Origin of the sequence: Candidatus Pedobacter colombiensis, assembly GCA_029202485.1 — a bacterium.
Taxonomy (GTDB): domain Bacteria; phylum Bacteroidota; class Bacteroidia; order Sphingobacteriales; family Sphingobacteriaceae; genus Pedobacter; species Pedobacter colombiensis.
Window position 1 is genome coordinate 1399604 of record CP119313.1, and the last position, 11716, is coordinate 1411319.

The 11716-nt window shown below is 38.8% G+C and carries 6 protein-coding genes; 2 read left to right on the forward strand and 4 right to left on the reverse strand.

All coding sequences use genetic code 11. The features are described from left to right. Nucleotides 1–109 precede the first annotated feature (109 nt). Entirely contained in the window at nucleotides 110–2623 is a 2514-nt protein-coding gene (locus P0Y49_05750) for a DPP IV N-terminal domain-containing protein (protein WEK20640.1), read from the forward strand. Nucleotides 2624–2670: 47 nt separating this feature from the next. Here the strand turns inward: P0Y49_05750 and P0Y49_05755 are convergent, their stop codons facing one another. Continuing rightward, nucleotides 2671–3777: a C1 family peptidase gene (locus P0Y49_05755; protein ID WEK20641.1), complete on the reverse strand. Its 1107-nt coding sequence runs from the start codon at nucleotides 3775–3777 to the stop codon at nucleotides 2671–2673. A gap of 116 nt (nucleotides 3778–3893) precedes the next feature. Then, the gene (locus tag P0Y49_05760) at nucleotides 3894–4502 is read right to left on the reverse strand and encodes an outer membrane beta-barrel protein (GenBank protein ID WEK20642.1); all 609 of its coding nucleotides are present in this window, start codon (nucleotides 4500–4502) and stop codon (nucleotides 3894–3896) included. A gap of 374 nt (nucleotides 4503–4876) precedes the next feature. Between P0Y49_05760 and P0Y49_05765 the strand changes: the two genes are divergently transcribed. Continuing rightward, the gene (locus tag P0Y49_05765) at nucleotides 4877–6394 is read left to right on the forward strand and encodes a glycoside hydrolase family 130 protein (protein WEK20643.1); all 1518 of its coding nucleotides are present in this window, start codon (nucleotides 4877–4879) and stop codon (nucleotides 6392–6394) included. Here P0Y49_05765 and P0Y49_05770 read toward each other — a convergent pair. Beyond that, nucleotides 6391–8670, reverse strand: a complete 2280-nt coding sequence (locus P0Y49_05770) for a glycosyltransferase (GenBank protein ID WEK20644.1) — start codon at nucleotides 8668–8670, stop codon at nucleotides 6391–6393. The two genes, P0Y49_05765 and P0Y49_05770, sit on opposite strands and share 4 nt — an antisense overlap. A 152-nt stretch (nucleotides 8671–8822) precedes the next feature. Next, nucleotides 8823–11417: an ATP-dependent chaperone ClpB gene (gene clpB / locus P0Y49_05775; GenBank protein ID WEK20645.1), complete on the reverse strand. Its 2595-nt coding sequence runs from the start codon at nucleotides 11415–11417 to the stop codon at nucleotides 8823–8825. Nucleotides 11418–11716: the final 299 nt, after the last annotated feature.

Here is an 11716-nt window from a genome sequence, read left to right on the forward strand (position 1 = left end):
AAAACTAAAAAATCAAACTTAATAAAAGATAGCTATCGCATTTATTACAAAGAAATTTCGCCCTTGCAATGGATTAATCAATATTTTTATCAGCTTAATCTTATTCATAATGAACAAACTTTACCTGACGTTGGCCGCCGTGCTGGCTATGCTCTCTATTGATTTGAGCGCAAAGGCACAGACCAAAACATTTACCATTACCGAAACCGTGCAGCCTGCCCCAAAAGCCAATTATCAATTGGCTTCCAGATTCTCACCTAACAAGCTTAAAAAACTGATTTATTCAACAGCAGTAGATCCGCATTGGCTTAAGCTAAGCAACCGTTTCTGGTATGAGTACGAAACACCTGCAGGTAAAGAATGGTATCTGGTTGATCCCATAAGTAAAAACAAGCACAAAATATTCGACAATGCCGCCCTTGCTGCTGCGATAACAACGATTATCAGAGATCCTTTTGATGCGCAACACCTGCCGTTGGAAAATCTAAAATTTTCTGCAGATGAAAAACACATCACATTTGAAGTGAGAAGCTCTATAGATGAATTAAAGAAGGACCGTAAGGATAAGAAAGCGGCGGATTCTATGCAAAAAAAGATCTTTTATTTTAACTATGAGACCAGTAAATCCAAGGTGACCGAAATCCCTAATTATACAAAACCAAAGGCTAAGCCAAGCTGGGGATCTGTAGCCCCTGATTCTTCTGCAATTGTTTTTTCCAGAAACTTTAACCTGTACTGGATGGATAAAGAGAATTACAAAAAAGCAGTAAAGAATGAAGAAGACAGCACTATCGTGGAGCATGAGCTGACGAAAGATGGTGTTAAATTCTATCCTTATGGTGCGAATGGCGATGGAGAAAATAATGAGGAAAATGAAAAGAACAATAAAAAAAGGAGAGCCGCATATGTGATGTGGTCGCCGGATTCAAAGCATTTTGTCCTGAATAGAACTGATTCGCGCAAAGTGAAAGATCTTTGGGTAATTAATAATGTTGCTACTGGCAGACCAACTCTTGAAACTTATAAATACCAGATGCCGGGTGAAAAAGAAGCGCCTATCAGCGAAATCCTGCTTTTCGATTTTGCTGCAAAAACCTATAAAAAACTGAACACAGCGGCTTTTAAAGACCAAACAGTATCAGTGTGGGGAGCACCTTTATTGAATAAGGATCGCGATAATGAATTTAGACCGTCAATTTGGCTTGGTAATAACAGCAAAGTTTATTTTCAGCGTAGCAGCAGAGATTTAAAACGCATAGATGTATGTATGATTGATATTCATACCGGCGTAGTTACTCCGCTAATAGACGAACGTTTTAATACTTATGTAGAAGTGAGCAGGCCGGGTTTGGTTAACGATGGTAAGGAGTTGATCCATTGGTCTGAACGGGATGGTTGGGCGCATTTTTACCTCTTTAATGGGAATGGTAAATTGAAAAATCAAATTACTAAGGGCGCTTTCCATTGTGAAGAGATTATAAATATAGATGAGAAAAACAGGGTACTTTACTTCACTGCAAATGGTAGGGAAGCTAAAGAAGATCCTTATTATGTACACCTGTATCGCATTAATTTTGATGGATCTGGCCTGAAGTTATTAAACCCCGGTGATTTTGATCATGCTATCAGCATGAATGATGAAGCCAAATTCTTTGTAGACAATTTCTCAAGAGTCAACACTGTCCCTAAATCGGTACTTATGGACAACAATGGCAGGGTTGTGATGAATCTTGAAATTGCTGATTTGTCCTTACTGATGGCGTCTGGTTATAAATTTCCTGAACCCTTTAAAGTAAAAGCTGATGATGGGATTACGGATATTTACGGGGTGATGTATAAGCCTTTTGATTTTGATCCCAATAAGAAATATCCGGTGATTGAGTATGTATATCCAGGACCACAAACGGAAGCTGTATATAAATCGTTCAGTAGAAGTATGGACAGGACCGAAAGGTTGGCCCAATTCGGTTATATTGTGGTTACAGTAGGAAACCGTGGTGGAAACCCTGCGCGATCAAAATGGTATCATACTTATGGCTATGGCAATCTAAGAGATTATGGCTTAGCAGATAAAAAAGCTGCGGTAGAGCAGCTTGCCGATAGGTATTCATTTATTGATGCCAGTAAGGTTGGGATTACAGGGCACTCTGGTGGTGGTTTTATGTCTACAGCTGCCATGCTTGTTTACCCTGATTTCTTTAAAGCTGCGGTATCTAATGCCGGAAATCACGACAATAGCATCTATAACCGCTGGTGGAGCGAAAAACATCATGGTGTAAAAGAAGTGGTATCGGCTAAAGGGGATACTACATTTACTTATAGCATTGATAAGAACCCTGATCTGGCTAAAAACTTAAAAGGGAATCTGTTGCTGATGACTGGTGATGTAGATAATAATGTACATCCGGCAAATACCATCAGGGTTGCTAATGCGCTGATGAAGGCTGGTAAAAGATTTGAGCTGGTGATCGTTCCGGGGCAGCGTCACGGTTTTGGTGACCTCACAGAATATACTTTCTGGAAGCTGGCCGATCACTTTAACAAATACCTTATCGGCGATTTTTCACAATCCAATCAGGTTAATATACTGGAAATGGATAGGGAAGTGGAACAGAAGAAATAAAAGAAAGGGGGATGATTTTATCATCCCCCTTTCTTTTATAAAACTTGTTATTGCAGGCCTAATTTGTTTTTTAGTTCTTTTGAGAGTGCCGCTTTTGGTACAACTAAACTCACTGTATTAATTGCGAAGTAGGGCTCTGATACTTCTATGTAACCTTTAAAAGGTCCAACTGCTCCCCATGAATTTTTTACCTTAAAGAATAGCTTTCCATTTGCTGATTGCTCAAGACCGATAAGGTGCATCAGGTGATCATCCTCAGTGGTTAAATTCTCATATAATTGCTGACGTAGCTCTGGTGTATAGGCAAGCTCTTTTGCTTCAGGGTTTATCTCTTTTTGTTTTGCATCAGTTGTGTCTGCAAATAACATGGCATAACCTTTTTGCTGCTGGAAATTTCGGTTGCTTACATCGGCATCCCACATAATGGTATATCCATTTTTTACAGCTGTGATGGTTAAAGACAGCATTTCTGATAGGGGCAGGTTATAAAACGAGCCGTTGGAAAAATTGTCAGGTGCCTCTAAAACAAACTGACTGTAATAAGGATGGTGGGTAAAAGAAGTGATGTTTACATAATCATTTGCATCAAACTTTAATACATCATGAGCAAAGGTTTTAGCTGTGTAGCTTTTGCCTTTATATTCAAAGTTAGCCGGAGGAACTCCAATTTTTTGATCAAGAATCTGTACATAGCCTTTTAGCCAGTCATTATCAAGCGGACGTTTTTTGAGTACGTCATCAAGATATGTTTTTAAAGCAGTTTCCAGTCCGGTATGATTAGGGATTTCGCCACTAACACCCTGAAAAACTTCCTGCGGCATTGCGCCATAAAGTGAGATTGACCTGATCAGATCATGGCCAAGACCACCTTCTCCAAATTGTGCTTTACCCTGACGTAAGATATAGTTTTTGGCTTTTTCTATATACACATTGCGTGCGGTAAACATTTCTGATAAGTTAAGTTCTCCTAAACCTTTACGCAATCCTTCTGATTCGATAAGGGAAGTTGTTGAGTAGTTCCAACAGGTACCTGACTGACCCTGGTTTTTAACTGAAGTAGCAGGGTTTTCTTTTACAGGTTTTAGCACATTATTCTGTGCTTGTACGGATAAAGCAAAGCCAAATGCAATTGCAAATAATATGTTTTTCTTCATTTTTTAATAAGCTGGTTTTTCAAAAATAGGAAACCATCATGATTTTTTATGAAAACAGCCAAAAAAAAAGCCCTTGCGATTGCAAGGGCTTTTTACCTAACCAAATGTAAAATGTATTAAAAGTGGAACTGGATACCTAAATTAGGTTTGAAGAAGTTAGCTCCAAGGCTGAATGAATCAGAACCAGCACCTTTTATTTTATCGCCATTAGCATCCTCAAAACGAGAGTTATTGTAGCTTAAACCGTTAACTCCAAACTCGATACCGATTCTTTTAGTTGGGAAGAACGCAAAGCCCGGAGATAAAGCAACACCGATCTTTGTAGAAGAACCTACTTTGCTACCTACGTTACCGTCAGCGTTAACAGATTTAGCCGTTCCAAATTCCATTGGTACAGATAACTGACCGAAGAATTTGAATGACTCAGATAAGTTAGCATAGTAACGACCAAAAGGACTAACTACAAATGCCTGGTTTTCAAATCTGTTAATTGTTTTGTCATAGCTATAACCAACACCAGTACCTACTGCAATGTTGTCACTTACAAAATAACCTACGCTAGGTACGATTCTGAAGCTTGTATTTGATTTTGCACCATCTGCATCAGATTTATTTGTGTCGAATGCAACGTTACCACCAACAATAAATTTTCCTTTTTGAGTTTGAGCCTGAGTGCTAAATGCGAATGCAGAAACTGCAATTAATGATAATAATAATTTTTTCATTTTGTTATTTTTTAATTTATAATCTGGTCATTTAATTTTTTTATATCCTGACCATTTACGGTATATAGTCAAGTCGTGTGCCAAAGTAAATGTAGTCTCATGTGACAATAAATGGCATTTTTTGTAACTGGTTAATTTGTAGAAGGATAAGTTTTGTAGATCTGGTGTTTATTATTTTGGAATGACAATCCAACTTAAGTTATGACAAAACTGCTTGTCTAAAATAAGTCATTCTGACTTTTATTGTAATATTGTCAGTTATTTGTTGTCCGTTTTAAGCTACATATAGGAATGATTTTCGGTACTATATTACTTTTCTTTTAAAAAAACATTAAATTCATAAATCATTGTGCTCCTTAATGTGTTATAGGTTTATGAGATTGTTAATAGAAAGAAAACCGATAAAAGTATATCCAGATCCTAAACGGGTTATAGCACGATTCTTTTTTAATGGAGAGGAGCGGGCAATGGAGGTTGTTAAGCAGGTGATGGGACTTTCATCGAAAGAAGTGTTTAGCCTGATTTCTCCTTTATTACAGGAATATTCTAAACGGCATCGTAACATCACCAAAATACTTACGCGCCATTGCAAAAAGATAAAAGGATCTATAGAAAAGGCTGGTTATGAGTTTGACTCGCTTGATAAATACGAAAAACTATTGTTAGGTTCTTATTTCACGCATGAATATTCTATAGAGTCGGCCGCTTTTTTTAACCCTTCAGTGGTTGAGGACCCGGATCAATCTGATCTTGTAGAGGGTGAAAAGCGTTTGATCATCAGTTTCAGAGCAGTAGGTGAAGGCCATATCTCATCAGTGGTGTTTAGACGGGCACTGATAGACCGCGATCACAATATTACTGTTATGCCGGCAGGCAATTATATTGATGAAGCAGAAATCATTAAAAATGCCATTTACAACAAGAAATTATTTCTTAAAAAGGCTGCAGATTCTATGATCGATATAGAGATTCTAGATGAGATGGGTAATAAGCTGAATGATAAGTTTGACTATGCAACATTAAGGAAAGTGATTATAGATGGCAAGAGCATGCAGGAAGATAATCTGAAAAAACTGGAGTATGATAAGATCCTTTGGTTATCTGATACTTATCATGAGATCAGTTTTTCCAGAGATACTGATCTTTCTGACAGGGTTATCTTTCCAATTTCAGAGTTTGAACGCAAGGGTATTGAAGATGCAAGATTTGTACGTTTCGTAAAGGATGATGGTACTGTGATCTTTTATGCCACTTATACTGCCTTTGATGGCGCTATGATTATGCCCAAATTGCTACAGACTACTGATTTTTATGATTTTAAAATCAGTCCGTTGCATGGTGTAGGCGCTCAAAATAAAAACCTTGCCCTGTTTCCACGTAAAATTAATGGTCAATATGCGATGATGTCGCGGATAGATGGATGGAATAATTATTTGATGTATTCCGATAAATTGACCGTGTGGGATAATCCAATGAAGCTCCAATCACCCGCGTTTCCCTGGGAGTTCATACAGATCGGTAATTGTGGTTCACCTATAGAAACGGAAGCAGGCTGGCTATTGATTACGCATGGGGTAGGGCCAATGCGACGCTATGTTCTTGGTGCCAGTTTATTCGATTTAAATGATCCTTCTGTTGAAATAGGTCGTTTAAATGAACCGCTGGTGATTCCAAATACTGATGAACGTGAGGGGTACGTGCCTAACGTACTTTATTCCTGCGGGTCAATTATTCACGATGGCGAACTGATTATTCCTTATGGTCTTTCAGATTATTGTTCTTCTTTTGCAACTGTTAAGCTTGACCTCTTATTAGATAAATTAAGGAATTCAAGTAGTGCAGTTGATCGCGAGGTTGCTGTTGAAGTTGAAGAACAAGTTTCTGCAAATTAATTTAGCACTTGCTTTTGTACAGAAACCAGGTCGCTGATTTGAATATATTCGAATTCAAGCGCTTTCAATACCATCAAATGGGAGATCCAGTAAGCTAGAGTGCTCTCTGCACCTTGGTTACGGTTAACACCATGTGGCTGTAAGCCGTCACCACACCCTTTGGTTTCATGATCAAATAAAGGAAGATGCAAACTGTTTTCTCCTAAAAACCATTGATAGCACAAGTACATCTGTTTAATGTAAGTGATTTCATGGGTAATTTCATAAGCTTTAAAGTACATCAAGACCATTGCCATGGTTTCAATAGCCTGTTGGTCATATACTGCCATCTCAGGACCATCTCTGTAAAGCCAACCATCGTTGCCAACCGGATTCAAATAACCATGAGATAAGGTTTTTTGACTTAAGAATTTCATGCTTTCCAGTGCAATGCTAAGTGATTCAGCATCCTTGCTGGTTTGATAATAACAAAGTAAAGCCAGTGGTAAAATGGCATTGTCATATGTCATTTTTTCCTCAAACCAATGCCAGTCCCCGTAATTATTTATGCGGTAGGCTTCTTTTAGTGGTTCTGCGAGCCGTTCAAATTCATGTCTGATCCGTTCATCGCCCGGATGCGCTTTCAGGTAATCAGATAAGCCAATCATGGTATTGCCTATGCCTCTTAGATGCTCCAGGCTTTTAAAATGAGGTACAGATTTATTAAATAACTCTCTTGCAAATTCACGATATGAGTTATTTGGTGCATTATTAATCAGGTAGCCGAGCGACCAAATGGTGCGTCCAAAGGAATCTTCAGAACCGACTTCGTCCAGGTATTCTCTGGTAAAGCTTAAGAAGTTTCTGAAACTGCCATCATCACACTGCATATATTGAATATAACTTAAATAAACCGGGAGCAGTTCCAGAGCAACTTTACTTTTATTTTGTTGATAAGCCAGGATAGCCATGATCAAGGCCCGGGCGTTATCGTCAAGGCAATAGCCCTCTTTTAGGTTCGGAATGCCATATTTTGCATGTTGTACAATACCGGTGTCATCTGTTAACCTTCGCACGTGTGCCAGATTAAATGAAGGCATGGTATCCGGATCTATGATCTGTCTATCGGTATCTTCTTTTTCGGAAAGAGATTTAATGATGGCTTCGTTCAACGCATCCACAAATATTTTTCCGATAACTGGCCAGCGTAAATTAAGTCCATACTCGTAGGCGTTTGCTTTAAGCTTGTTTAGCATAGCCTTATCTTCAAACAATTCATTTACAATAGTGGCAAGGGTATCTACATCTTTAAAATCAAATAACCGACCTCTGTTTTCGGCCAATAGCTCCTGTGCATGCCAGTATGGGGTTGAAATTACAGCTGCGCCAGCACCAATAGCATAAGATAATGTCCCGCTGGTAATCTGGGCTTCGTTTAAATAAGGAGTGATATACATATCACAGGCCGTTAAATAGTCAAACAACTGCTTTTCCGATACAAATTTATTGATAAAAGTAAGGTTGTCTTCCACGTTGAGCTTTTTGGCTAATTTTTTTAAGCTATCACGATATTCTTCTCCAGAACTACGAATCACCCCTGGGTGTGTAGTACCCAGAATCACATACATTACATCGGGGTTTTGGGCAACTATTTGTGGTAATGCTTCTATAACGGTCTCTAATCCCTTATTTCTGCTGATCAGTCCAAAAGTAAACAGTACTTTTTTATTTTTAAAAGGAAAGGCATTTTTAACCGGGTTATCTGTTTCAGCTTCCAGATCAGGAACACCATGTTCAATCAATTGAATCTTGCTAAATGAAATTCCATATATGCTGGTTAAAAAACCAACTGCCCTATGGCTCATTACCACCACCCTCGACGAATGTTTTGCTATTTCCCTGATAATGGTTAGCTGCATATAGCTTGGGTCTTTTAATACCGTATGTAAAATAGTGACCAAAGGTTTTTGTAACCTTGCAATTAATGGAAGGATATAAACCCCATCTCTACCTCCATAAATGCCAAATTCATGCTCCATAATGCAGGCATCTACTAAACTGGTATTGATGTAATCAGCTGCACGGATATAGTCCTTCTGGTTTTCCTGACGGATTTTATACTTAACTTCTGCGGGGTATTCGTAGGTGTCTAAATGCTCTGAATCATTCATTGCGACTACATAACTATCGTCCGAAACAGTAGTTTTATCGAAGCCAATTGCCCGAAGTAGGTTATGATTAAACGTAGCAATACCACATTCACGTGGTGGATAGGTGGATATATAAGCAATTTTCATATAGATAGAAGAGTCTTTGTACGGTATTAACAGTTCTTCAATTGAATTGTTCTGAATAGTTGCCTTAATTATGTAATCTTGTAAAAAGACTAGCAAAAAAAAGAGGCAACCTCATAACTAGTTTTTTATGAGGCTGCCTCTTTTAAATAGTCTTATTTACTGTTCAAAAACACAAATTTGTGATCGAACATATCTAATTTTATTTTACTATCCTTGTCTACTTTTCCTGCCAGGATTTCCTTGGACAACTCATTTAAAATGCGTTTTTGTATCACGCGTTTCAATGGCCGAGCTCCAAATTGCGGATCATACCCTAGTTCGGCTAACCAGTCCAATGCTTCAGGGGAAGCCTCCATTTCGATACCCATTTCGGCAAGTGTCTCCTGTACATGTTTAAATTGCAGACTTACAATGTCTCTAATCTCATTGCGGTCAAGCGGAGTAAACATAATCAACTCATCAATCCTGTTTAAAAATTCCGGCCTGATCGTCTGTTTTAACAGCTCAAATAGCTCACTTTTAGTTTTTGCAATGACCTCATCACGGTTTTCATCATTCAGCTCTTTAAAATTATCCTGTATCAGGTGGGAGCCAATATTTGAAGTCATGATGATAATTGTGTTTTTAAAATTCACCACTCGACCTTTATTATCCGTCAAACGGCCATCATCTAACACTTGCAATAAGATGTTAAATACATCCGGGTGTGCTTTCTCAATTTCATCCAATAATACAACTGAATAAGGTTTACGACGTACGGCTTCAGTCAGCTGTCCACCTTCTTCATAACCTACATATCCAGGAGGCGCACCGATTAAACGAGAAACAGCATGTCGTTCCTGGTATTCACTCATATCAATGCGGGTCATTGCATTTTCATCGTTGAACAGGAATTCTGCCAGAGCTTTCGCTAGTTCTGTTTTACCTACTCCGGTGGTACCAAGGAATATAAACGAACCAATTGGTTTACGTTTATCTTGTAATCCGGCACGCGAACGACGTATGGCATCAGATATAGCTTCAATAGCCTCATGCTGTCCGGCAACACGTTTATGTAGTTCAGTCTCAAGATGCAATAATTTTTCGCGCTCGCTGGAAATCAACTTGGTTACCGGTATGCCGGTCGAACGAGCTACTACGCCGGCAATGTCATCAGCGGTAACCTCTTCTTTTAACATGCGGCCTTCAATCTGCTGGCTTTCTAATTGGGTTTTTAATTTTTCAACTTTATCCTGTGCTTCTTTTATTTTACCATAACGTAGTTCGGCAACTTTTCCATAATCGCCGGCACGCTCGGCCTGACTGGCTTCTTGTTTGTAGTTTTCAACCAGTTCCAGCTCATTGTTAATATTGTCTACCAGGTCTTTTTCACCCTGCCATTTTGCTTTTATTTCGTCTCTTTCAGCTGATAGATTGGCTATCTCCTCACCCAGAGATTTTACTTTTTTACTGTCGTTTTCGCGTTTAATGGCTTCCCGTTCGATCTCTAATTGCATAATCTTACGATTCATTTCATCTACTTCCTCAGGTACACTATCCATTTCCATGCGAAGTTTAGCCGCAGCCTCATCCATTAAGTCGATGGCTTTATCGGGTAAAAACCTATCGGCAATATAACGTTGTGACATTTCAACAGCTGCAATAATAGCCTCATCTTTAATTCGCACCTTGTGGTGAGTTTCGTAACGTTCTTTCAACCCACGGAGGATAGAGATTGCATCCTGGGTGTCGGGCTCATCAACCATTACTTTTTGGAAACGGCGCTCTAATGCTTTATCTTTTTCTATATATTTCTGGTATTCATCCAGGGTAGTGGCACCAATTGCGCGTAATTCGCCACGGGCCAATGCAGGTTTTAAGATGTTTGCAGCATCCATTGCGCCTTCACCACCACCGGCACCTACCAGCGTATGGATCTCATCAATAAACAAAATAATGTCTCCATCGCTTTGAGTTACCTCTTTAATCACTGCTTTTAGGCGTTCCTCAAACTCTCCTTTATATTTTGCTCCTGCAATCAATGCCCCCATATCCAGAGAGTAAACGGTTTTTGATTTCAGGTTGGCAGGAACGTCACCTTTAATAATTCTGAAAGCAATCCCCTCTGCAATTGCAGTTTTACCAACACCAGGTTCACCAATCAATATCGGGTTGTTTTTAGTTCTTCTTGAAAGAATCTGAATTACCCGCCTGATTTCTTCATCGCGACCAATTATAGGGTCTAGTTTGCCTGATTCGGCATATTCGTTTAAGTTACGTGCATATTTATTTAATGCATTGTAAGTAGCTTCAGCATTTTGACCGGTAACATGGTTATCACCCCGTAAAGCAATAATGGCTTTTTTAAGGTCTTTCTCCGTTACACCTTGATCTTTGAGATATTTAGCTGTATTGTCATTTACAGAAAGTAAGCCAAGCAAGATGTGCTCAACAGATACAAATTCGTCTTTAAATTCTTTTAAATAGGATTGAGCTTTTTGTAGGGCCGAATTGCTTCCTGAAGTTAAATATGGACTGCTGCCGGTAACTTTAGGGAATTTCTCAATCTCTGTATCTAGTTGTTGATTTAAAACATTTAGATTCACATTGAGCTTCTTCAAAATATAGGAAACTACATTTTCATCAACAGTAAGCAAACCTTTTAAGATATGTGCTGTTTCAATAGCCTGTTGCTGATTGCCTTGGGCTATTTCGGAAGCCTGTTGAATCGCTTCCTGCGCTTTTATAGTGAAGTTATTGAAGTTCATGTCAATTATTAAACAAAGTAAATGCCGCCTTGTTTTTTTGTGTAAAATCGGAAATTTTGTCGGGATTTTGTGGATTATAATGACTAATTTACCGATAAATATCAAACTGATATGAAATAATGTCTCTTTTTAGTAAATAATCTACTGTTTCTTTTAAGGTTGATATGCTGTTCGGTTTAGGCCTTGTATGCTGTCGTAATAACTCCGCCTTCCTTATGCAATTAGAGCGCGGTGAGTCCGCCTTTTTACTGGAAAAAGGCGGACTCACCGCGGACTCATGGCGGACTCACTGCGGATTG